The organism is Lonepinella sp. BR2357 (assembly GCF_051851525.1).
Taxonomy (GTDB): domain Bacteria; phylum Pseudomonadota; class Gammaproteobacteria; order Enterobacterales; family Pasteurellaceae; genus Lonepinella.
Genome location: NZ_JBPDVG010000008.1, coordinates 80,254 through 101,987, shown reverse-complemented (window position 1 = coordinate 101,987; position 21,734 = coordinate 80,254). Strand labels below are relative to the sequence as shown.

The window sequence follows — 21,734 nt, the reverse complement described above, 5'->3', positions numbered from 1 at the left end:
CATGCGTTATGTGCTTGCCATAAAAAGCCCTGTTTATGGTTCACAAGGGGCATTTTTTGCTTATCAATTCGCCAACGCATTAGTCGAAAAAGGCCATCAAATTAGCCAGATTTTCTTTTTCCAACAAGGTGTGAGCCATGGCAACGCTTGCGTATCGCCCGCCAATGACGAATTTCATTTACAAAAAGCCTGGCAACAACTAAGCCAACAGCATCAAATCCCGTTGCATTTATGTATCAGCGCCAGCCAACGGCGAGGCATTATTGAACAAAACTTGGCGCCACCTTTTATCTTAGCTGGCTTAGGCGAGTTTAGCGCAGCCATGTTACAAGCCGACCGAGTGATTACCCTATGATGAAATTGGCCTTTGTGTTTAAAACCGCCCCCCATGGCAATGCCATTAGCCGAGAGGGCTTAGATGCCGTATTGGCGGCCTCGGCTTTTTGTGACGAGGATCAAATCGGGGTATTTTTCCTTGATGACGGAGTATTCAACCTGTTAGCGGATCAACAGCCTGAGTTAATTCTGCAAAAAGATTTTATTAGCGCCTTTAAATTGCTGGATTTATACGACATTGAACAACGTTTTGTCTGCCAACAATCCTTGCAACAATATGGCTTAGATCAGGCTGAATTGGTGATAAATTGCCAAAAAATAGACCGCACTTTGCTGATCGAAACGCTCAAAAGTGCGGAGAAAATTCTCACCTTTTAAGGGATAACCATGCTTTACACGATTTCCAACGCACAATATAGCACCACAGAATTACAACGCTATGTTGCTCAACTCACCGAGCAAGACGCCGTAGTATTGTGGGGAAACGGCGTGTTATTAATGGTGAAACAAGCTGAAGTATTGCAACAGATCCAAAATGGCTACATCATGCAAGATGATCTAACCGCACGGCATTTACAACAGCACCCGAATTTAGCGTTATTAAAAAATAACCTCCAACCTATCGACATGGCACAATTTGTCAGCTTAACAGAACAATATTCGCCACAACTGGCGTTGTAGGTTAATCGACGATTTCCACCTCAAAAACATGCTTACACAACCGATTCGCACACATAAAAGTGCGGTGCGTTTCGCTAGATTTTTTTAAACTCGCCACATTTCCACCGCAGTTTGGACAACTGACCGGATAAGGTTGGCTAGCTAAGGTAAATTTACAATGGGGAAATTGATTACAGGCATAAAACGTCTTACCTTGCCGCCCACGCCGAGCTACTAATTCCCCTTTACCACATTCAGGACAAACAAAAGATTGTTCAGGTTCATCTGGTTTTTCTTGCACAATAAAATGACAATCAGGATAACCACTGCACCCAATAAAAATTCCAAAACTCCCTTGTTTCACTTGCAAAAAACAACCACACTCGGGGCAAATTTCGGTTAATTGTTTTAAGATTTTATGTTCAGATTGAGCCTGCAAAGGTTTTAAATAATCACAGTTTGGATAAGCCGAACAGCCTAAAAACAGCCCTTTTTTACCTTGCCGAATATGCAATGGTGAACCGCATTGCGGGCAGGTTTCTGGTTGTTTGCGGTGTGGGAAAAGTGTTTCCGTCATAGGAAATCCTTATATAAAATTATTATGCTGATTTTACCTATTTTCGTTTATACTAGCCATCAGATTTTAAAGGAGCGGATAATGCAAGAATTATTACAATACCCTTATTTTTTTATGGCCTTAATTGGCGTGATTTGTTTTTTATTTTTTATCATTTTGCTGTGTTTTTTACTTTCACGACGTAATCGTGATGTGTTGGAATTAAAGCAAGATTTAAATAAAAATATTCAAGATTACAATACCTTAGTGGATAAGTTTGACGCACTAAGTGCGGTGAAAAATCAGCAAGATTTGGCGGTGATGCAACTGCAAACTAAGGAAGAATATTTACATTCAGAAATTGCTGAACGTGATCGGTTGATTACCAAACGTACCGCAGAACTGGAAAAAACTCGGGAAATTCTAACCGCACTTCAACAAGAAGTAGCGAGAGCCAAAGTGAGTTTAGCGGAGAAAGAAAAAAGTTTGGCGGAGCAACAGCAGACTTTTCAACAAAGCCGTCAGCAATTAAGTGTGGAATTTCAGAATCTAGCGAATCGCATTTTAGACGAAAAAACGCAATCTTTTAGTCAATCCAATCAACAGGCGTTAGACAGTTTGTTGAAACCGTTCCGTGAGCAAATTGAGAGCTTTCAAAAACGGGTGAATGAGGTGCATTCGGAAAGTGTGAAAGGCAATACCTTGTTAGAAACCGAGCTGAAAAAAGTGTTGGATATTGGGCTTTCTATGTCGCAACAGGCCAATAATTTGACCTCGGCTTTAAAAGGCGAAAAGAAAACTTTAGGTAATTGGGGCGAACTGCAATTAGAACGCACCTTACAATTAGCCGGTTTAGTCAATGGTGATCATTATTCCGCCCAAGCCCATTTTAAAGATCAACAAGGCAACCATAATTACCCCGATTTTGTGGTGCATTTGCCCGATCAGAAACACCTGATTATTGACAGCAAAATGTCGCTCGTGGCCTATGAACAAGCGGTCAATGCAGAAGATGAGGTGCAACGCCAACAATTTATGGCAGAGCATATTAAAGCTATTCGTAATCATGTAAATGACCTGTCGAAGAAAGATTACAGCAATCTTATTGGCATGCGTAGCCCGAATTTTGTGTTGATGTTTATTGCGGTGGAACCCGCTTATATTGAGGCCATGAAAGCGGATGTGGAATTGTTTAATTTTGCTTATCAGAAAAATGTGATTTTGGTATCGCACACCACATTAATGCCGATTTTACGTACCGTGGCGAATTTGTGGCGGGTGGAGCGAGGGAATGCGGAGGCCAAAGAAATCAGCGAAAAAGCAGGGGATATTTATAATCAAATTTGCTTACTGGCTGAACGTTTGGCAAAATTAGGCAATACGTTAAGCACCGCAAGCACCCAATATAACAGCACCGTGACAGCCTTAATGGGACAACAAGGGCTAGCGGGCAAAGTGGAACGCTTTAAAGATTTATCCGCCAAGGCCACCAAAACCTTGCCGGCGGTGGAATTATTACATCAAGATATTGACACCGAAAAACTGGTGATTTTAAAAGGAAATGCAGATGACACAATTAATTGATATTAGCCCACAACAAGCCTGGGACATGCTACAAAACCAAACCTGTGCGTTATTAGATGTACGTGATTGGGCCAATTACAGCCGTAGCCATATTCCCGACGCATTTCATCTTACCAACCAAAGTTATGGGGATTTCCAAAACGAATATGACTACGATGAACCGGTGATTTTAGTCTGTTATCATGGCATTAGTAGTCGCAGTGTAGGTACCTATTTGATTGAACAAGGCTACGAGCAAGTTTATAGCGTGATTGGCGGTTTTGAGGCGTGGGAAAAAGCCGGCCTGCCAACGGAGCAAGGGGTTAGTTAAACCCCACTGCCACCACATAGGCAAAAACGCCCCAAAAAACCACCGCACTCACATATAAGGCTTTTTCCGCTAATTTTGGCCGACGTTGGTTTAATTTAAATAAAATCCGTGCCATAATCGCCAGGGCAAGAGGGTAAAACCACAGCGTAAATGAGATAAAAGTGCGGTGGAAATTGGCTAAATTTGGGTTATCCACCACCGCCGGTGACAACAACAAGGCCAGTGGCCAAAGCAGAATGGGAAAACAAAATCCCACTAACAGCCAACTAAAACGGCTAAAGCCCTCTGGTAAACGGTTGTTTTCCATTTTGATCTCCCTTGATATGATTATGTAAAAACTAAACAGGAATATAGCAAATGCTTGTGCATTTTAGAAGTCATCCCGCAAAATTTACTTTATTTATCACCGCACTTTGCGTGATTTTATACGCCATCAGCAACACCCTTGATATGGAAAGTGAAGTCTTATTAAACGCCACGCACTTTCCCGCTGAACCTGTCGAACAGCAAGACTATTGGCGTTATCTAACCCACACCTTAATGCACTTATCCGTGGCACATATTGGTTTCAACCTCGCTTGGTGGTGGTTATTTGGCGGGGCGATTGAAAAAACCTTTGGTTCATTGACCCTGATTTTACTCTATCTGATTGCCGGCGTTGGCTCAGGTTTGGCGCAAAACTGGGCCAGTGGCCCTTGGTTCTTCGGCTTGTCGGGTGTCGTTTATGCGGTGATGGGATTTGTGTTCTGCGTGGATAAATTTGGCCAACATCGTCAATTTGACTTGCCCGAGGGCTTTTTTAGTATGCTGCTCGTGGGGATTGCGTTTGGTTTTATTAGCCCTTTTATTGGTATCGAAATGGGCAACGCGGCGCATATTTCTGGCTTAATTATCGGATTAATCTTTGGCTTTTTACGTGCAAAAATGGCAAAATAACCCCAATTAAATCGAATAAGGATCACTTTTATGAAACAGTCCATTCGTCATCAAACCATTGTTGAACTCGTGACACAAAACGGCTATCTCAGCACCGAAGAATTAGTCGAACGCCTGAATGTCAGCCCACAAACGATTCGCCGTGATTTAAACACCTTGGCAGAAAAAGATATGATTCGCCGCCATCATGGTGGCGCAGCCTCGCCCTCCTCTTCGGAAAACAGTGATTATGCCTCTCGTAAGGAATTTTTGTTACAAGAAAAAAATCAAATTGCGCAAGCGGCGGCCAAACTCATTCCCAATGGCTCCTCGCTATTTATCGATATCGGCACAACCCCCGAGGCGGTCGCCAACGCTTTACTCGACCATAAAGATCTCCGCATTGTCACCAACAACATAAATGCCGCCCATATTCTGATGAAAAATGACAGTTTCCAGATTACCCTTGCCGGCGGTTCATTGCGTCAAGATGGCGGGATTATCGGCGAGGCCACAGTGGCCTTTATTTCGCAATTCCGCTTAGATTACGGCATTTTGGGCATCAGTAGCATTGACCTAGATGGTTCCTTGTTGGACTATGATTTCCACGAAGTGCAAGTGAAACGCGCCATGATGGAAAATTCACGGCATACGTTGTTAGTGTCCGACCATTCCAAATTCCACCGCCGTGCCATGGTGAAATTAGGCAATTTAACCGAATTGGATTATTTTGTTACTGATGACTTACTGCCACAATCCATTTCTGAACGCCTTTCTGAATCCAATGTTCAGGTGGTTTTGGGGTAAAGTAAAAAGGTAAAGGAATAAAAAACTGCGGTGAAAAAACAAACATTTTTCACCGCAGTTTCCGTTTATTTCTCCAACTGCAAGGGCAAGAACAAGCTCAGAGGGCGCTTGCGTATAATCTCACAGAGGCAACGGGCGATTTCACACCAACTGTCGATTTCCGTGTTGAGCGACTTCAACGCCACACGCAATGCCAAGGTGAAACTCACCAATAAATTCACCACACCGATCAACAACACAAAGCCGAGGTTTTGCCAAATTAATGGCTGACTTAATTCACCGCTAACGGCCACATAACCAAGATTGGCCGAGGAAAAGGCCACATGGCGAATATCAAGGGGTAAGCCTAGCCAATAGCCCACCAGACCGGTTAATCCTAACAGCATACCGAAACAGAAATTTCCCATTAAGGAGCCGTAATTGTCATGTAAATAATTTGCAATGCCAATCCGGCATTTTTCAGGCATCAGGTATTTCAACACGGGATGATAACGCAAGCGCATTTTGCTGTTGAGGTAATTACTGCGGTTATCAAAATAGCCCGAAATAATCCCCGAACAGAATAACCACACACCCGCAATGGCGGCGAACCATAAGGCGCCTTGTGTGGGGTCAATGGCGTGCAGTTGGTAGTCAATGGCGGCTTGATCCAATAGCGCCATGCCTTTTTGTTGCGCATAAAAATAGGCGATTAATGCGCTTAATCCCATGGCGAAGGCCACGTTGCCTAGCACGGCAATGGTTTGAGAGCGCACAACATCAATCAATAATTGTGCCAGTTTCATGTTCACCGCTCGCCCTTGCGGGTTGCGTTCCACGGCCTCGGCAAAACGGGCGGCGGTCATGGCGGGCTGTTTGGTTGCGACGGTAAAATGCAACATAAAAATCAGCATAAAGCCCAGCCCATAGTTCAAGCCATAAGCCACACTTTTCCAGATCTTATCCTCAATCACATCACCCAAATAAATTTTCAATAAAGCCATCAGCGCAATTAAAATCCCGCCACCCGCCGCAGAGTAAAACATGGCAAAATATTCTTTTTTGCTGCGTGTCACATAATGCTCGCCATGGTCGCTGGTGTTTTGTGCAATGGTGCGAGAAAGCATGCTTGCGCTTTGTTTCCAAAGTACCGCAATATTATGTTGATCGGTGGCGGCCTCGGCAAATATTTCGGTGGCTTGTAATAAGCGCAATAAGGATAATTTTGACGTACTGAACAACCCTTTGAGCAACACCAAGCGATCCAAAGTTTGGGTTAACCGTTCCAACAAATGCGCCACACCTAAGGAAGAACCCGCCACCACACCACGTTTATGAAAACGATCAATTTGTTTGCGACATTGCGATAGCATGACTTGCAAATGGCTATCGTCATAATGTTCACCCTGTTGTTGAGCGGTTAACCATTGTGCCACTTCTTTTTGCAACGCCACAAATGGCGAATGGGCGTCTAATAAATTCGGATCAAGTCGCATTAATTCGGGCTCCAAATCTTCCGCCGCCAACCAAATGGCTAACATTTCAATGGCGGAATAGCCCTCATGATAAAGATGTTGATGCAACCAATTTTGATCGGCTTGTTCCGTATAGTGCTGAAAGGTGGCAAACAGGTTTACCCAAGTTTTCACCGAAATCGCCTTAAGCCACGCCAGATCTCGGCGATCATGAAATAACATAAAGAACACATCACGTAAATCTTTGCTGTCCTTAAAGGCCGGATTCATTTTTTCATACAGCCGTTGTTTCATCTCCTTGCCAAAGCCATCACGACTTAAAATGCCACTGCTCACCAACAAGGGATACAACCGCATTTGGCATAACCAACGGCATAGCAAGCTAGACAGCCTGCCCGCAAAATCGGGATGCTGTTGTAACAGCCCAATAAATAAGTTCACCCGTTCACTGGCTTGACATTGTCCGCCGTCACGTAAATATTGGCAAAAGGTTTGCAATAACACGAAAGGATCATTTTGCGCCTGCATATCGGCCAACAGTTGATCCAAGCGTGGTTGAATAAATGGTATCGTCATAATTTCTCTTTTTTGTTCGTCTACCCTATTATGATAGGTTTTGTGCTGAAAAGTTCAAGCATAAAATCTCTTAGCCGTGTTTAACCAATGTGTTGATGAGATTTCCATTTAAATTGCTCAAAATTACATCAGTTTATAATAAAAATTTTGTTAATTTTTTACAATAGAAGTAATAATTAATAAACTCCTCAGATAAAAATAATTATGGATAAAAAATTTGACCTGCAAAATTATCTTGCCACCATTCCAAAAATCAGTGATGAAAAAGACATTAATCATTTATTTAATATTATGAATGTGGTGGCTAATTTGCCTCTTCCTATTGATCAGAAAACTGCTTTATTACATCAAATGGAAAGCAAGTTAAAAGATAATCCTAAATTTCAAGAGATTACTGAAAGCCATAAACCAGAAATAGAGAAAATGCAGAAAATCATGGCAAATTTGGCATATGATCTGGCAGAAAAAAAAGAGCAGGTTAATAAACAACAGCAAGAAATTAAAACTGGTCAGCAGTTTAATTTGCAGCAGTTGAATCTGTTGAAAAGCTATGAATTAGTGAAATATATTACAGAGCATATCACTGATGCTAGTCAATGGGCAAAAATTGGTAAAGAAAATCAAAATAAAGCCATTAATTATGTGATAAACCATACTGATTTAAATGATCCTGAACAACTCCAAAACACTGCCAAAATTGCAGGATATGCTGCAACAAATGAAGAGAATTTAAATACATTATTGGAAGAATTTAGACAAGCCAAACCAGAAAGAAGAGAAACTTTATTAAATAATTTCAGAAATAATCCAGAATTTCAAACTATTTTTAAAAGATGTGCTCATTGGGAAGATAATCCTGAAATGTTTAGATTATTTGTAGATACCCTTTCTACCATTAATAGTCTGGCTTATAAGAATAGTCATATTCAAGTGGTCCCTGTGGGGAATATGATAAGAACCATTCCTGATAATGAAGAAACAAGACTGAAATTTAGACATTTAATGGCAGAGCAAATTGCCAAAGAAACTGACCCTGCTAAAAAAAGATCTTTAGAAAGTATTTCTAATGAAATTATATTTACAGAACTGAAATCCAAAGACTTATTCAATAATAAAGATTTATTAAATAAACCTGCTGATGAAATCTGGGGATTGTTAAAAAGCCAATTAAATAAATCCTTGGATATTTGTAAAAAATTTGATTCTAATTCTAAATGGGATATTATCAGCCTATTTAAATCAGATCATAACACCAATGTGGGGCAGTTATTACATTCCCAATTAACTCTTTATTTGGCAGGGGATAATAAAGACATTTTAAATAATGCTTTTTTTAGAGAACTCTATGAAAAAAGTAAAGCACAAGGCAATGATCATTCCCTGTTTAAAAATGCTCTTGCTGGTATGTGGTTTGATAGTGAATCAGCAGATAACATTATAGAGTTATTAGACAAAGATTTAAAAGATAATCCTGAACTTAAGCCTGATCACACTATGATAGATCAGCAATATGTAGAAAACTATAAACAAGATAGGGATAAATATTACCATGTCACTATGGCAGTAACTTCAATTAATAAAGATATTAAATCTACTGAAGTTTATGATATGTTTAGAAGAATTAATAATGGTGAAAAATTAACTGAAAAAGATATAGAAATTATAGAAAAAATAAAGAAATTGGGAATAGATCCTGATTTTAAACATGATCCATTAATCCCAGGAAGAAAAGAAACAGCTACCAATAGAGAAATTTTAAATGATTTTTATCAAGCCACACATTTTACACCAAATCAAATACTAGAAAAACAGAATAAAAATGAAAATACTATGACTCACATGAGTGAAGATGAGAAGAAAATATTAGCTGTTGCTGATATTGATAAATCCAAGCAAATGGCAAATGAACTACAAAAACAGGCTAATATTGCATATTCACAATCTAATATAAAAAATGCAAAAGATGAAGATGAAGATGAAGATGATAAACTAGAAGATATTTTAGCCCATAAAGAAAATATAAATAATGGCGATCTTAGTATTTAATATAAAATAAAAGCAATAAATATTTATTGCTTTTATTATTATCACCCATAAACAGTAACTTTAATATATTTATCCATTATTTTTAAAGTGTTTATTTTTTCCATGGAATCTGCTTTAAATTTATTCTGGACTTCAGGGCTCACATTGAATTTATTAAAAAGAGAAATAATAACCCTATCCATTATAGTTAAACTACTAATTATCATATAATTATAGTATTTATTATCCAATATTTGTTGCACATAATCACCTCTAACTTTAAGTAATAGTTTAAATTGTTCTATGGAAAGATTATTGGATTTTTTACCAAGTTCATCACTAAACTTGATAAGTTTATTTTCAAATTCTTTTATTCCAACTAAATCATTATAATTTAAAGGTTGAATTAAATCTTTATAAGTGTAAGTTTTACCCCTAAAAGTACTTTTAATATTTCTCATTTCCTGAGTAATTTCACCATATTTAAATAACTTTTCTCCATTAGGTGTGCAATATTGGTCTTTAGGAATTTTAGTCCAATCTTGGCAGCCAAATGAAAAAACATTTTGAGAAATAAATAAAAAACTTAATAACAAACCTAATTTAATTTTATTTTTGAGCATATAAACTCCTTTTATTATTATATTTATTTTTATTTGGATGTTATCGTAGATAAAAATAAATACAATAGATTTTTAATTAAAATTTAGTGAATTTTTCTGAATAAAAAATAATAAATTTAAATTCAGAAAATATACAAATTTTGTGTTTTATTTACCCAATAGAGCTTTATTTATAAAGCCTTATTTTATGGGTATATCAACACATTGGTTAAACACGGCTAAGAATCTAAGGTAAGCTACCCTCTAGTTTCGCTACTCTTTTCTCTAGCTCATTTTCTGGGAAGACATACACTACCAACCATTAAAAATATAAGCGCACAAGGTGATTACCAAATATACTATAATTGTTTTTTTGGCACAACATTTAGTTGTTTGTTCGACTATTTTTTTAACCAAAAGACAAGTAGGCATGACTAACTAGCGCTAGGCGATAGTGAAAGGGAAATGGGATAAAGGCAGGAAAAAACAGCGTAGGGGCGGATACACAGATCTGCCGCTCCATTTTAGTTAAAATATCATCAACATAAAAATGGCATATCCGCTAATTAAAGATCGGATAAGTGGTCGCTTGGAGATCGCTTTGATCTTAACTCTGAAATAGGTTTTATCAATAAAAAAGTGCGGTGAAAAAAGGTTGATTTTTTTCACCGCACTTCAATAGGTTAATTGGCTAACTAGCCCTCACAGCTTGAGCAACTGAGTAAGTTACGGTTAAACACTTGTGCTGCACTCATACTGTATTGATAATAAATGGATTTTAAGCCCAATTCTTCGGCGGTTAAGTATAATTGGTTCAAATCTTTTGCGGGGGTCGCAGGGTGAACCATGATGTTAATACTTTGGCCTTGATCGATATATTTTTGACGTTGTGCCGCTTGTTGAATCACACTTAACTGGCTGATTTCTGAGAATGTTTTGAAAATATCTTTCTCTTGATCGCTTAATTGGGCTAAATGTTGCACAGAACCGTCATGCAATAAAATGCTGTCCCAAATTTCGTCTTTGTCTAAGCCTTTTTCTTGTAATAATTTTTCCAAGAATGGGTTTTTGTAGACGGTTTTGATTTTGGCTAAATCTTTTACATAATAATTGGATTTAAACGGTTCCACCGACGGCGATACGCTGCCTAAAATAAAGCTACTGGATTTGGTTGGCGCAATACTCATTAAGGTGGTATTGCGACGGCCGTAGCCCTCTAAAATTTCTGGTTCGCCGAAACGTTGCGCCAATTCTTGCGAGGCTTGTAAGGTTTTTTCTTTCAGCGTGCGGAAAATTTCATTGTTTTTCTGCATGGCCTCAAAGCTATCAAACGCAATATTATTCGCTTGTAAATAACTGTGCCAGCCTAATACGCCTAAACCTAATGCACGGTGACGACGTGCAAATTTGTTGGCACGGTGTAAGAACGGAATATGTTGGCTTTTCTCAATAAATTCGCTCATAACCACGTCTAAGAAGTAGGTTAAGACTTCCGGGGCGTCGGTGTTTTTCCACTCATCAAAATAGAGTAAATTCATGGACGACAAGCAACAGACGAAACTTTCATCATGACAAGCTGGCAACATGATTTCCGTACAAAGATTGGAGGCATGCACCACCATGTTTTTCTCTTTATACACATCAGGACGGCCGGCGTTGGCGTTGTCTTTAAAGAACAAATACGGAATACCGGTTTCGGTTTTACGTTGTAATAATTTTGCCCAAAGCTGACGTTTATAAGGGTCGCCCGCTTTCATGCTTTGTAGCCATTCATGGCCGATACACACGCCGTAATACATTAATTGAATCGGGTTGCCCTCGGTGTGAATGTCTAACCATTCGTCAATGTCACCATGTTCAATATCAATATAACCGGCAAATTGGCCTTTGCGTGAGGTGCCTTGTGAAATGACATCAATCACGGTATCAAATAACTTGGTAAAGTTGAATGAACCATCAGACTTGCCGTTATTTTTAATCACCGAGCCACGTGGACGAATATCACCGAAATAGGCCGACGTCCCGCCGCCGATTTTGCTCATCATGCCCACTTCAGCGGTAGTCACCATAATTTCATGAATGGAGTCGCCAATATAGCTCCCAAAACAGGAAATCGGCAAACCACGATCTAAGCCAAAGTTTGACCAAATTGGCGAAGAAAGGGAAAAATAGCCACGAGCCATGTAGTGATAAAATTTCTCCGCATAGCCCTCAATGCCGAGTTTATGTTCAGCATGTTCGGCAATAAAGCGAATGCGTTCTAGGGCGTTTGTTCCCTCGAGCAAGTAACCACGTTGCAAGAACAAACGGCTGTCTTCGTTTAACCAAGCGAAGTCTGGACGGTTTGGATTAGAATAAGTCATCGGCGGTAATCTGTTTCATTTTTTTGCTGTAATCAGTGCTACGTTTATAGAAGAAATCATTCTCTTTGGTGGAAAGGATTTCAATATCGAACCACTGGGTTTCTTTTAATAATTCTGGATTGATGTTGTGTGGCGCCGTCAATCCGAGTATGGTTAATGAGTTGTTGTAACGGCTTTTAATGTAATTTAATGCCGTTTCTTTGGTGATAAAACTTAAATCGCCGCCCTCAAAAATCCAATCTAAAATACCACATTCTGCCTCAAATGCCTGGTCTGACAAGGTTTTTAAATCGGTAAAAAATTCATCAGTAAACAATTCCGCATGTTCATCACGTAAAATTTCGTATAACGCAATACCGAATTTACCGTGAATTTCTTCTTCTTTTGAGGTGGCCTCTACCGCATTAGAAATGCCTTTGAACAGGTTTTTATGCTTGTTGAACGACATCATAATTAAGAATTGACCGAATAAGGAAATGTGTTCCACAAACAATGAGAACAACACCAACGACAACACAAATTCGCCTTTGCCCGCATCTTTGTCTTTCATGAAACTTTCCATATAACGGATACGGTTCATTAGCGGTTCAATATCTTGAATTTGGCTGAACATTTCGTTTAGCCCTAACTTCTCTAATAAGAAAGAATAGGCATCTTTATGGCGCACTTCGGATTCGGCAAAGGTTCCGCCCACGTCGTCCATTTCTGGTTTTGGGAAATAGCGATACAGCTCGCCCCAGAAACGTTTCACGTTCACTTCCACTTGGGAAATCGCCAACATGGCTCGGGTGAGAACTTGGCGTTCGTGATCGTTAATGGTGGTGCGGTAATCTTGAATGTCACCGGTGAAATTAAATTCGGTATGCAGCCAGTAGGAATGGCGAATGGCATCTTTGAACTCAAGCAATTCAGGGTATTCGTAAGGCTTGATGTTCAAGCGTTTTTCAAAAAGATTTCTGGACATAATGCGTTCACTTTTAAGGAGGGTTAAATTAATATTTAGGCTCTATTTTAGACAAAAAAAAATACATAACAAGACTTGACAAACGGCAATTTTCACCACTTTTGATTAGGGTTTTGATTTATAAAGGAAAAAAATTTTAAAAATTTTTAATGCGTATATCTATGGGTTTGAGGGATAAAGAAACACAAGATATTGTGTTTATGAACTAGATCGAAGTGCGGTGAAATGTAGGGGAATTTTTATTAAAAATAAAGACATTGCCCTGCACTGGCGTACAGGGCTAGGAATGTGACGATGCGCCGCATCTTGAGTTAATTATTAACTTACATATTCCCCACAATATCCTGCGCAAACTCAGAAGAAGAACGCAAAGTGGCACCCTCGAGCATATCAGCGAAATCAAAGGTGACCGTTTTATTGGCTATGGTTTTAGACACGGCATTCACGACCAAATCAGCCGCCTCCGTCCAACCTAAATGACGCAACATCATTTCACCGCTCAGAATTAAGGAACCGGGGTTACCTTTATTTTGACCGGCGATTTTCGGTGCGGTGCCATGGGTGGCCTCAAAAATAGCGGCCTCTTGGCCAATATTGGCCCCCGGTGAAATACCAATTCCGCCCACTTGCGCAGCGAGCGCATCAGAAATGTAATCACCGTTTAAATTCAAGGTGGCAATCACATCATAATCGGCTGGGTGCAACAAGGCCTCTTGTAAAAAGGCGTCGGCAATGCAATCTTTAATAATGATTTCACGCCCTGTTTTCGGGTTGGTCAGTTTATGCCAATCGCCGCCGTCTAACGGGGTGGCGCCAAATTCTTTGGCCACTTGATAACCCCATTCTTTAAAGGCGCCCTCGGTAAATTTCATGATATTGCCTTTATGTACCAAGGTGAGGGAACGGCGGTCATTGTCAATCACATATTGTAACGCTGCACGCACCAAGCGCTGTGTACCTTGTTTTGATACCGGTTTGATACCAATACCACAATCTTGCGTGAAACGAATTTTTTTCACGCCCATTTCATCTTGCAAGAATTTAATGACTTTATCGGCCTCGGCAGAACCCGCTTTCCATTCCACACCGGCATAAATATCTTCTGAATTTTCACGGAAAATCACCATGTCCACTAATTCAGGGTGCTTAACAGGGCTTGGGGTGCCCTCGTAATAACGGATAGGGCGTAAACAGTTATACAAATCTAAGCCTTGTCGCATGGCCACATTTAAGGAACGAATGCCACCGCCGACGGGGGTCATTAATGGGCCTTTAATCGCCACATGGTATTCTTTGATCAACGCTAAAGTTTCATCAGGTAACCAAGTATTTTCGCCATAAAGCTGATTAGCTTTGCCACCCGCATAGATTTCACACCACGCAATTTTACGTTCGCCCCCATAGGCTTTTTGCACGGCGGCATTAATCACCGTTTGCATCGCAGGGGTCACGTCTACCCCAATGCCATCGCCCTCAATAAACGGGATAATGGGTTGATTCGGCACAGCCAATGAACCGTCCGCATTTAATTGAATTTTCTCACCTTGTGGAATAATCACTTTCGATGTCATACTTTCTCCTTATATTTTGTGGTGTTTACTGGTAGTATAAGAAGCAGGTCTTTTTAATGGACAACAAAAATAAAAAAGAAACCTTTCGCCCCCAATATTTTTATTATTTGAACAACATATATGAACTTAAAACGAGTTGCAAGAGATAAGTATAAAAAAACAGCTTTTGCGAATAAAAAAAATCAACGCCCTCAAAAACCACGCTCACTTGCCGACACGGTCGTGGTGTTATTTAACAAACCTTACGATGTGCTGTGCCAATTTAGTGGTGAAGATGGTCGAGCCACCTTGAAAGATTTTATTCCCATTCCGCAGATTTACGCTGCAGGGCGGTTAGATCGGGATAGCGAGGGGTTGTTGCTGTTAACCAATCATGGCGAACTACAACACCGCTTGGCGGATCCCAAGTTCAAAACCGAAAAGACCTACTGGGTGCAAGTCGAGGGTGTCCCCACGGAGCAAGATCTTGAACCATTACGGCACGGCGTTGAGTTAAAAGACGGCATGACAAAGCCCGCCAAAGTGCGGTGTATTTCTGAGCCATTTTTATGGACAAGACAGCCACCGATTCGGCAACGTCAGGCCATTTCCACCCGTTGGCTTGAAATCAAAATTAGCGAGGGAAAAAACCGCCAAGTACGCCGTATGACTGCGCATATTGGCTTTCCAACCCTACGTTTGGTGCGTTATGCCACGGCAGGATTAACCCTCAACCATTTGGCGAATGGTGAATATCAATTATTAAATGAAAGCGAAAAACAACAACTTTTTGCGATGTTAAAATTAACGACGGAATAAGATTATGCACAAACCCAATATCACCATGGCTTGCGTTGTCCATTGCAACGGCAAATTTTTATTTGTGGAAGAAATCGAATACGGTAAGCGTACCCTCAACCAACCCGCAGGCCATTTAGAAAAAGAAGAAACCCTTTTACAAGGGGCAAGCCGTGAACTCTATGAAGAAACGGGCATTCAGGCGGAAATGCAGTCGTTACTGAAAATCTATCAATGGCATGCACCCCGTAGTCAAACGGATTATTTGCGTTTTGTGTTTGTGGTGGAACTGAATGAATGCGTTCCCATTACGCCTCACGACAGTGACATTACCCGAGGGTTATGGCTCACATTAGCGGAATTTCATGACTACATTCAACAAGAGGGGCAATGCGAACGTAACCCCTTGGTTATTCAAGCCTTGCAAGATTATTTGGCCGGAGAACGTTATCCGCTCTCGGTGTTAACGGTATTTGAATAACAAAAAACCCGAACATTTGTTCGGGTTTATGTTGAATGTTCTCGTTACAATTAACGATGACCTTGGCTTAATGGGATTTCTGCATCGGGTTCGTGTGTGATACGGTTACGTAAATCACGACGAATGACCTCAATGGTCCAGAACCAGAAGATATGACCCACTAATTCAGAAATGTGTTCATATAATGGCCAATCTGCCACAGGTGGTGTTAAACCTAACGCTGGGAAAACAATATAGTGTGCACCGATGTCTGCGATAATACCTGCACCGATACCTTGCCAGAATTTCACTTTAGGGAAACGCTCTGCAACCACACAGTAAGCAATAGCAAACACTAATGAGAAAATCATGTGTGTAACGCCGATCCAGTTGAATGCGTGGTCTGCGAAAGTGAATGCAGCTTCGGTTGGATCGATACCAATGTAATCACGTAAGAAAACATGTGGTGGGTTTAAGAAAGCACGTGAACATTGATCTAAGGCACCGTTCATGGCAATCGCACCAGAATTTAACGCATCTAATACCGGTTGTGGACAAGCTGCGCTAAATAAATCAATTGGACTACGTGGTGGGAATGGGTGTTCAGCCCCCCATTTTACGAATGCAGAGATAATACCTGCAATAATACCGACAAATACTGCTAAACCATAACGACGACGTGATGGTTCAGTTTGTTGAAAAATACCTGACATAATAGGCTCCAAGAATATTAAAAATTAATCATATCTATATATGCAACAAATATTTAACAATATAATTACAAAATATAAACATTTGACTTCCCTTAGTTTTTTGCAAAATCTAAAGCGGGGTGTATTCTACCATTAACAGAAGAACTGTCAAATTTTATTCACTCAAAAGGGGTAGATTACAAGGCGTTTAACATTGTTGGTAGCCAATCTTCCGCCGCTTGATCTTGATCGTCCACTTGCGACACATCAATACGTAAACTTTCACAAATTTGCACCGCACCTTGTGCGGTGAGAGTTTGTTCCACCGTATCGACTGCATAACAGAAAGTATCATAATCGGAATTGCCTAATCCGACCACTGCAAAACGTACATTTGTTAAATCTTGTTGTCTCACTTCGTCGATAAAGGGTTGGATATTTTCGGGCAATTCGCCTGCACCGTGGGTGGACGTTACGATAAGCCAGCGTTTGTGATTTTCTACATCAGCAAAGGTGGCGTTGTTTTCAATTTGGGTGTCGAAACCTTGTTGCTCAAGACAATCGGCAACATGATCAGCAACATATTCCGCTCCGCCTAGGGTGGAGCCGGTGATAATGGCGATTTGTTTTGTCATTTTTATATTCCTAATAAATGAATATTTTTGCTAACAGCAAAACAGGATTCTAATGAAAAAATAACCGCACTTTTTTAAAAGTGCGGTCCAAATCAACAAGATTTTTTATTGACGCAACAACGCCAAAATCTCATCCGTCTTCTCTTGCATCAACACTTTATCCCCACGGGTTTCAAGGTTCAAACGCACCACAGGTTCAGTATTTGAGCTCCGTAAATTGAAACGCCAGTTTGGATATTCAATGCTAATGCCGTCAATTTCATTTACGCTCACCGCCTCTTTTTCATAGGCAGCACGGACACGAGCAATGGATGCTTTGGCATCGGTTAATTTGCTGTTGATTTCACCTGGTGATGGATAAGTATTAATGCTTTCTGTCACTAATTGACCTAAGGATTTACCTGTTGTGCTCACTAATTCCATCACTAATAACCAAGGCACCATACCACTATCACAATAGTAGAAATCACGGAAATAATGGTGTGCTGACATTTCGCCACCGTAAACCGCATCCACTTCACGCATTTTTTCCTTAATGAAAGAATGACCTGATTTCGACATGACAGGTTCTCCACCGTTAGCGGATACTAATTTTTCCGTATTCCAGATTAAACGTGGATCGTAGATAATCTTCGCCCCTTTTTGTTTTTGGGTGAAAGCCTGACCTAATAGACCGACCACATAATAACCCTCAATGAAACCACCGTTTTCATCAAAGAAGAAACAACGGTCGAAGTCACCGTCAAAGGCAATCCCCATATCGGCTTTGTGTTTTAATACCGCATCAATGGTGTCTTGGCGGTTTTCGTGTAAAATTGGGTTAGGAATACCATGTGGGAACGTACCGTCTGGATTATTATGCACCTTAATAAATTCCACAGGTACACGGCGTGCTTTAAATTGTGCTTCAATCGCATCCACTACATGACCTGCTGCACCATTACCTGAGTTAATCACTAATTTTAATGGCTTGATATTGTCTAAATTGATGTAGGATAACAAACGCTCTACATAATCGCCAATCACCGATTGTTGTTTATATTGACCACGTTGCGTGACCGCAGGGAAATTATTTTCCTCCGCTAAGCGTTGAATATCGGCAAGTCCAGTATCTGCACTAATTGGACGAGATCCCTCACGCACTAATTTCATGCCGTTATAATCCATTGGGTTATGGCTAGCAGTGACTTCAATACCGCCATCGGCTTTTAAGAATGAAGTAGCGAAATAAACTTCTTCGGTTCCTACTTCACCTAAGTCAATCACATCAACACCAGAATCTAATAAGCCATTTGTTACCGCACTTTTCAACTCTTTACTGGTTAAACGTACGTCACCACCCACTACAATATTTTTCGGCTTTAAGAATTGACCAAAGGCACGACCAATGCGATAGGCAATATCGACATTGAGTTCATCCCCTAAACGGCCACGAATATCATAGGCTTTAAAACACGTTAATTTACTCATAGATTCTCCTTAATCAATCTCTGGATGATCGTCATCTTGAGATTGTTTGATACGTTGATAGATTTCTTCCCGATGAACGGAAACCTCTTTGGGTGCTTTCACACCTAATTTTACTTGATTACCACGGACATTTAACACTGTGATTTCAATATTATCACCAATGAGTAAGCTCTCGCCCAGTTTTCTGGTTAAAACTAGCATATACGTCTCCTCTTTATATGATTATATTTGTTTGTGTTAACAACTTCCTTATTGATAACAAATCTTGTAAATCACAACAAGATATTACGATATAACACTTACAAATTTCCTTTTAACCAATCAGATGCCACATCCAATGCGTTAGCCACATTTTCGGGTTGGGAACCACCGGCCATGGCCATATCTGGACGGCCACCGCCTTTCCCACCCACTTGCTGAGCCATAAGATTGACTAATTCACCTGCTTTCACTTTGCTTGTGAGGTCGGCTGTTACGCCGACAATTAAATTGACTTTGCCCTCAACAGCTGAGGCAAACGCCACCACGGCAGAACCGAGCTGATTTTTTAAATCGTCGACCATCACTCGCAATGCTTTGCTATCGACACCGTCCAACTGTTGAACAATGACCGAAATTCCATTAATTTTCACCGCACTTTGTGCCAAATTCGAGCCAGCTTGCATAGCGGCTTTCTCTTTTAACTGTTGTAATTCTTTTTCGGTTTTCTTGGCTTTTTCTTGCAATAGATTAATTTTCTCTGGCAATGACGTTACATCAGATTTTAACGCCTCTGTCACTCGATCTAAAATAGCTTGTTGTTGATGCAACCAAGCAATAGCGCCCTCGCCCGTTACAGCCTCTACACGGCGAATACCGGCGGCCACGGCACCCTCAGAAACCAATTTAAATAAACCAATATCACCAGTGCGTTCAGCATGTAATCCACCACAAAGTTCAATGGAGAATGGACTCATGGTCACCACACGCACTACATCACCATATTTCTCACCAAATAATGCCATAGCCCCTTTGGCTTTCGCTTGTTCAATGCCCATTTCTTCGGTTAATACCGGGTGATTGGCTCGAATATGGAAGTTCACAATACGTTCGACTTCAGCCAACTGCGCTTTGGTAATCGCCTCAGGTTGCACAAAGTCAAAACGTAAACCCACATCAGAGACTAACGATCCTTTCTGCGCCACATGATCGCCTAACACTTGACGTAAAGCCGAATGCAATAAATGGGTAGCGCTATGGTTTAATCGGGTATGTTGACGACGCACATTATCTACGCTAGCCTCAACTACATCTCCCACGCTTAAACTGCCGACTTGCAATTCACCTAAATGACCAAACACTTGGCCGTATTTTTGGGTGTCTTTTACCTCAAATTGGCCATGTTCATGGCTTAACACGCCACTGTCGCCAATTTGTCCGCCCATTTCGGCATAGAATGGGGTATTTTCTAAAATGACGACGGCACTTTGGCCCGCCTCAATACGTTCTACGGCTTTACCATCCTGGAAAAGTGCGGTGACTTTTGCCTGACTTTCTGCTTTGTTATACCCCTCAAATTGCGTGGTGCCGTCCACACGAATCACATTATTATAATCCATACCGAACTGGCTAGCAGACTGCGCTCGTAACCGTTGCGCCTCCATTTCTTTATCAAAGCCGACTTCATCAATTTGAATATCACGTTCACGGCACACATCAGCGGTTAAATCCAATGGGAAACCGTAAGTATCATATAATTTAAAGGCCACTTCACCAGACAATACGCCGTCTTTCACATTGGCTAAGGCATCATCTAATAACGTTAACCCACGCTCTAAGGTGCGAGCAAATTGTTCTTCTTCCAAACGTAACAGTTTTTCAACGTTGGCTTGTTTTTCTTTCACGATTTTCGCTGCATCTGCCATGACATCGATTAACGTCGGCACCAATTTATAGAAGAATGTTTGTTTTGCCCCTAATAAATGTCCGTGGCGAACCGCACGGCGAATAATACGGCGTAATACATAACCACGGCCCTCATTAGATGGAATCACACCGTCAGCAATTAAATACGCACAAGAACGAATATGGTCGGCAATTACACGCAATGATTTATTGTTTAAATCTTGCACGCCCACTACGTCCGCCACTTTGCGGATTAAGGTTTGGAAAATATCAATTTCATAGTTGGAATTTACATGTTGCATCACGGCGGTCATACGCTCTAGGCCCATACCGGTATCAACGGACGGTTTCGGTAATTTCTCCATGGTGCCGTCAGCCAAGCGGTTAAACTGCATAAATACGATATTCCACACTTCAATATAACGGTCGCCGTCTTCTTCAGGCGAACCTGGTAAACCACCCCAATGTTGTTCCCCATGATCGTAGAAAATTTCCGTACATGGACCACAAGGCCCAGTGTCACCCATGGCCCAGAAGTTATCGGAGGCATAAGGGGCGCCTTTGTTGTCACCAATACGAATAATATGATTTTCAGGCACACCCATTTGTTGATGCCAAATATTATAGGCCTCGTCATCGGTTTCATACACGGTGACATAGAGTTTTTCTTTCGGTAAGCCTAACCATTGTGGTGAGGTTAAATATTCCCAACCGAAAGCAATGGCATCTTGTTTAAAATAATCGCCAAAGCTAAAGTTTCCCATCATTTCAAAGAACGTATGATGGCGTGCGGTATAGCCGACGTTTTCTAAGTCATTGTGTTTACCACCTGCTCGCACACAACGTTGTGCCGTGGTGGCTCGAGTATAAGCGCGTTTTTCTAAACCCAGAAAAACATCTTTAAATTGGTTCATCCCTGCATTGGTAAAAAGTAGGGTGGGATCGTTTTCAGGCACAAGGGAACTGCTGTCCACCACTTGATGGCCTTTGCTATGGAAAAAATCTAAAAAGGACTGTCTAATTTCTGCTGTTGTTTTCATAACTCGTTAATCGTTGTTGAATGTCAATAAATTACTGCTATTGTGGCACAAAT

Annotated in this window: 22 protein-coding genes; 10 read left to right on the top strand and 12 right to left on the bottom strand. The window is 40.7% G+C overall.

Going from position 1 to position 21,734, the window contains the following annotated elements; genetic code table 11:
- The first annotated feature begins 1 nt into the window (after position 1).
- Genes tusD through tusB form a run of 3 tightly spaced genes read left to right on the top strand, consistent with a single transcriptional unit; the run spans position 2 to position 1,017 of the window.
- Positions 2-355 (top strand): sulfurtransferase complex subunit TusD, encoded by a 354-nt coding sequence (gene tusD, locus ACTG7L_RS06945; RefSeq protein WP_439327954.1) that lies wholly within the window; start codon positions 2-4, stop codon positions 353-355.
- On the top strand, positions 355-714 hold the full coding sequence (tusC, locus tag ACTG7L_RS06940) for a sulfurtransferase complex subunit TusC (RefSeq protein WP_439327978.1): 360 nt from the start codon (positions 355-357) through the stop codon (positions 712-714). Before tusD ends, tusC begins: the two co-directional genes overlap by 1 nt.
- A gap of 9 nt (positions 715-723) precedes the next feature.
- Entirely contained in the window at positions 724-1,017 is a 294-nt protein-coding gene (gene tusB / locus ACTG7L_RS06935; RefSeq protein WP_439240150.1) for a sulfurtransferase complex subunit TusB, read from the top strand.
- A 1-nt stretch (position 1,018) separates the two neighbouring features.
- Here the strand turns inward: tusB and ACTG7L_RS06930 are convergent, their stop codons facing one another.
- Positions 1,019-1,573: a topoisomerase DNA-binding C4 zinc finger domain-containing protein gene (locus ACTG7L_RS06930; protein WP_439327953.1), complete on the bottom strand. Its 555-nt coding sequence runs from the start codon at positions 1,571-1,573 to the stop codon at positions 1,019-1,021.
- Between the two features lie 81 nt (positions 1,574-1,654).
- On the opposite strand from ACTG7L_RS06930, the gene rmuC reads away from it, so the two are divergent.
- Positions 1,655-3,136 (top strand): DNA recombination protein RmuC, encoded by a 1,482-nt coding sequence (rmuC, locus tag ACTG7L_RS06925; RefSeq protein ID WP_439327952.1) that lies wholly within the window; start codon positions 1,655-1,657, stop codon positions 3,134-3,136.
- Positions 3,120-3,446: a thiosulfate sulfurtransferase GlpE gene (gene glpE, locus ACTG7L_RS06920; RefSeq protein ID WP_439327951.1), complete on the top strand. Its 327-nt coding sequence runs from the start codon at positions 3,120-3,122 to the stop codon at positions 3,444-3,446. Before rmuC ends, glpE begins: the two co-directional genes overlap by 17 nt.
- Here the strand turns inward: glpE and ACTG7L_RS06915 are convergent.
- Positions 3,439-3,753: a DUF5389 family protein gene (locus ACTG7L_RS06915; protein WP_439257436.1), complete on the bottom strand. Its 315-nt coding sequence runs from the start codon at positions 3,751-3,753 to the stop codon at positions 3,439-3,441. The genes glpE and ACTG7L_RS06915 overlap by 8 nt on opposite strands.
- A gap of 50 nt (positions 3,754-3,803) precedes the next feature.
- Here ACTG7L_RS06915 and ACTG7L_RS06910 point away from each other — a divergent pair, with 50 nt between their 5' ends.
- The gene (locus ACTG7L_RS06910; RefSeq protein WP_439327950.1) at positions 3,804-4,382 is read left to right on the top strand and encodes a rhomboid family intramembrane serine protease; all 579 of its coding nucleotides are present in this window, start codon (positions 3,804-3,806) and stop codon (positions 4,380-4,382) included.
- Positions 4,383-4,412: 30 nt separating this feature from the next.
- Positions 4,413-5,168 carry a DeoR/GlpR family transcriptional regulator gene (locus tag ACTG7L_RS06905; protein ID WP_439257432.1) on the top strand — a complete coding sequence of 252 codons (756 nt, stop codon included), beginning with the start codon at positions 4,413-4,415 and terminating at the stop codon, positions 5,166-5,168.
- Positions 5,169-5,233: 65 nt separating this feature from the next.
- Here the strand turns inward: ACTG7L_RS06905 and ACTG7L_RS06900 are convergent, their stop codons facing one another.
- The gene (locus ACTG7L_RS06900) at positions 5,234-7,198 is read right to left on the bottom strand and encodes a site-specific recombinase (protein WP_439327949.1); all 1,965 of its coding nucleotides are present in this window, start codon (positions 7,196-7,198) and stop codon (positions 5,234-5,236) included.
- Between the two features lie 204 nt (positions 7,199-7,402).
- Here ACTG7L_RS06900 and ACTG7L_RS06895 point away from each other — a divergent pair, with 204 nt between their 5' ends.
- Entirely contained in the window at positions 7,403-9,244 is a 1,842-nt protein-coding gene (locus tag ACTG7L_RS06895; RefSeq protein WP_439327948.1) for a hypothetical protein, read from the top strand.
- Positions 9,245-9,285: 41 nt separating this feature from the next.
- On the opposite strand, the gene ACTG7L_RS06890 is transcribed toward ACTG7L_RS06895, so the two are convergent.
- The 4 genes from ACTG7L_RS06890 to icd all read right to left on the bottom strand — a co-directional run bounded on the left by ACTG7L_RS06890 (position 9,286) and on the right by icd (position 14,723).
- The gene (locus tag ACTG7L_RS06890; RefSeq protein ID WP_439327947.1) at positions 9,286-9,846 is read right to left on the bottom strand and encodes a hypothetical protein; all 561 of its coding nucleotides are present in this window, start codon (positions 9,844-9,846) and stop codon (positions 9,286-9,288) included.
- Between the two features lie 674 nt (positions 9,847-10,520).
- Positions 10,521-12,188: a ribonucleoside-diphosphate reductase subunit alpha gene (locus ACTG7L_RS06885; protein ID WP_439240180.1), complete on the bottom strand. Its 1,668-nt coding sequence runs from the start codon at positions 12,186-12,188 to the stop codon at positions 10,521-10,523.
- The gene (locus tag ACTG7L_RS06880; protein WP_439327946.1) at positions 12,175-13,152 is read right to left on the bottom strand and encodes a ribonucleotide-diphosphate reductase subunit beta; all 978 of its coding nucleotides are present in this window, start codon (positions 13,150-13,152) and stop codon (positions 12,175-12,177) included. Before ACTG7L_RS06880 ends, ACTG7L_RS06885 begins: the two co-directional genes overlap by 14 nt.
- A gap of 323 nt (positions 13,153-13,475) precedes the next feature.
- Positions 13,476-14,723, bottom strand: coding sequence for an NADP-dependent isocitrate dehydrogenase (icd, locus tag ACTG7L_RS06875; protein WP_439240184.1), 1,248 nt, complete (start codon positions 14,721-14,723; stop codon positions 13,476-13,478).
- A gap of 120 nt (positions 14,724-14,843) precedes the next feature.
- Here icd and ACTG7L_RS06870 point away from each other — a divergent pair, with 120 nt between their 5' ends.
- Positions 14,844-15,521, top strand: a complete 678-nt coding sequence (locus tag ACTG7L_RS06870) for a pseudouridine synthase (RefSeq protein WP_439327945.1) — start codon at positions 14,844-14,846, stop codon at positions 15,519-15,521.
- Positions 15,522-15,525: 4 nt separating this feature from the next.
- Entirely contained in the window at positions 15,526-15,981 is a 456-nt protein-coding gene (locus tag ACTG7L_RS06865) for an NUDIX hydrolase (RefSeq protein ID WP_439240188.1), read from the top strand.
- 50 nt (positions 15,982-16,031) lie between these two features.
- Here ACTG7L_RS06865 and ACTG7L_RS06860 read toward each other — a convergent pair whose 3' ends face one another.
- The 5 genes from ACTG7L_RS06860 to alaS form a co-directional block, all read right to left on the bottom strand.
- Positions 16,032-16,673, bottom strand: coding sequence for a YagU family protein (locus ACTG7L_RS06860; protein WP_439240190.1), 642 nt, complete (start codon positions 16,671-16,673; stop codon positions 16,032-16,034).
- 176 nt (positions 16,674-16,849) lie between these two features.
- Positions 16,850-17,287: an FMN-binding protein MioC gene (mioC, locus tag ACTG7L_RS06855; protein WP_439327944.1), complete on the bottom strand. Its 438-nt coding sequence runs from the start codon at positions 17,285-17,287 to the stop codon at positions 16,850-16,852.
- A 105-nt stretch (positions 17,288-17,392) separates the two neighbouring features.
- Positions 17,393-18,757, bottom strand: coding sequence for a phosphomannomutase CpsG (locus ACTG7L_RS06850; protein WP_439243211.1), 1,365 nt, complete (start codon positions 18,755-18,757; stop codon positions 17,393-17,395).
- A 9-nt stretch (positions 18,758-18,766) separates the two neighbouring features.
- A complete protein-coding gene (gene csrA, locus ACTG7L_RS06845; protein WP_439243213.1) occupies positions 18,767-18,958 on the bottom strand; it encodes a carbon storage regulator CsrA in 192 nt (63 codons plus the stop codon).
- Positions 18,959-19,056: 98 nt separating this feature from the next.
- A complete protein-coding gene (gene alaS / locus ACTG7L_RS06840) occupies positions 19,057-21,681 on the bottom strand; it encodes an alanine--tRNA ligase (RefSeq protein ID WP_439327943.1) in 2,625 nt (874 codons plus the stop codon).
- Positions 21,682-21,734: the final 53 nt, after the last annotated feature.

Coding starts and splice junctions, on each gene's coding strand:
- ACTG7L_RS06895 (WP_439327948.1), top strand. CDS start 7,403: ATGGATAAAAAATTTGACCTGCAAAATTATCTTGCCACCATTCCAAAA.
- ACTG7L_RS06930 (WP_439327953.1), bottom strand. CDS start 1,573: ATGACGGAAACACTTTTCCCACACCGCAAACAACCAGAAACCTGCCCG.
- ACTG7L_RS06890 (WP_439327947.1), bottom strand. CDS start 9,846: ATGCTCAAAAATAAAATTAAATTAGGTTTGTTATTAAGTTTTTTATTT.
- ACTG7L_RS06880 (WP_439327946.1), bottom strand. CDS start 13,152: ATGTCCAGAAATCTTTTTGAAAAACGCTTGAACATCAAGCCTTACGAA.
- tusC (WP_439327978.1), top strand. CDS start 355: ATGAAATTGGCCTTTGTGTTTAAAACCGCCCCCCATGGCAATGCCATT.
- tusD (WP_439327954.1), top strand. CDS start 2: ATGCGTTATGTGCTTGCCATAAAAAGCCCTGTTTATGGTTCACAAGGG.
- ACTG7L_RS06850 (WP_439243211.1), bottom strand. CDS start 18,757: ATGAGTAAATTAACGTGTTTTAAAGCCTATGATATTCGTGGCCGTTTA.
- ACTG7L_RS06885 (WP_439240180.1), bottom strand. CDS start 12,188: ATGACTTATTCTAATCCAAACCGTCCAGACTTCGCTTGGTTAAACGAA.
- ACTG7L_RS06865 (WP_439240188.1), top strand. CDS start 15,526: ATGCACAAACCCAATATCACCATGGCTTGCGTTGTCCATTGCAACGGC.
- icd (WP_439240184.1), bottom strand. CDS start 14,723: ATGACATCGAAAGTGATTATTCCACAAGGTGAGAAAATTCAATTAAAT.
- alaS (WP_439327943.1), bottom strand. CDS start 21,681: ATGAAAACAACAGCAGAAATTAGACAGTCCTTTTTAGATTTTTTCCAT.
- rmuC (WP_439327952.1), top strand. CDS start 1,655: ATGCAAGAATTATTACAATACCCTTATTTTTTTATGGCCTTAATTGGC.
- ACTG7L_RS06870 (WP_439327945.1), top strand. CDS start 14,844: ATGAACTTAAAACGAGTTGCAAGAGATAAGTATAAAAAAACAGCTTTT.
- csrA (WP_439243213.1), bottom strand. CDS start 18,958: ATGCTAGTTTTAACCAGAAAACTGGGCGAGAGCTTACTCATTGGTGAT.
- ACTG7L_RS06915 (WP_439257436.1), bottom strand. CDS start 3,753: ATGGAAAACAACCGTTTACCAGAGGGCTTTAGCCGTTTTAGTTGGCTG.
- glpE (WP_439327951.1), top strand. CDS start 3,120: ATGACACAATTAATTGATATTAGCCCACAACAAGCCTGGGACATGCTA.
- tusB (WP_439240150.1), top strand. CDS start 724: ATGCTTTACACGATTTCCAACGCACAATATAGCACCACAGAATTACAA.
- ACTG7L_RS06860 (WP_439240190.1), bottom strand. CDS start 16,673: ATGTCAGGTATTTTTCAACAAACTGAACCATCACGTCGTCGTTATGGT.
- ACTG7L_RS06910 (WP_439327950.1), top strand. CDS start 3,804: ATGCTTGTGCATTTTAGAAGTCATCCCGCAAAATTTACTTTATTTATC.
- ACTG7L_RS06905 (WP_439257432.1), top strand. CDS start 4,413: ATGAAACAGTCCATTCGTCATCAAACCATTGTTGAACTCGTGACACAA.
- mioC (WP_439327944.1), bottom strand. CDS start 17,287: ATGACAAAACAAATCGCCATTATCACCGGCTCCACCCTAGGCGGAGCG.
- ACTG7L_RS06900 (WP_439327949.1), bottom strand. CDS start 7,198: ATGACGATACCATTTATTCAACCACGCTTGGATCAACTGTTGGCCGAT.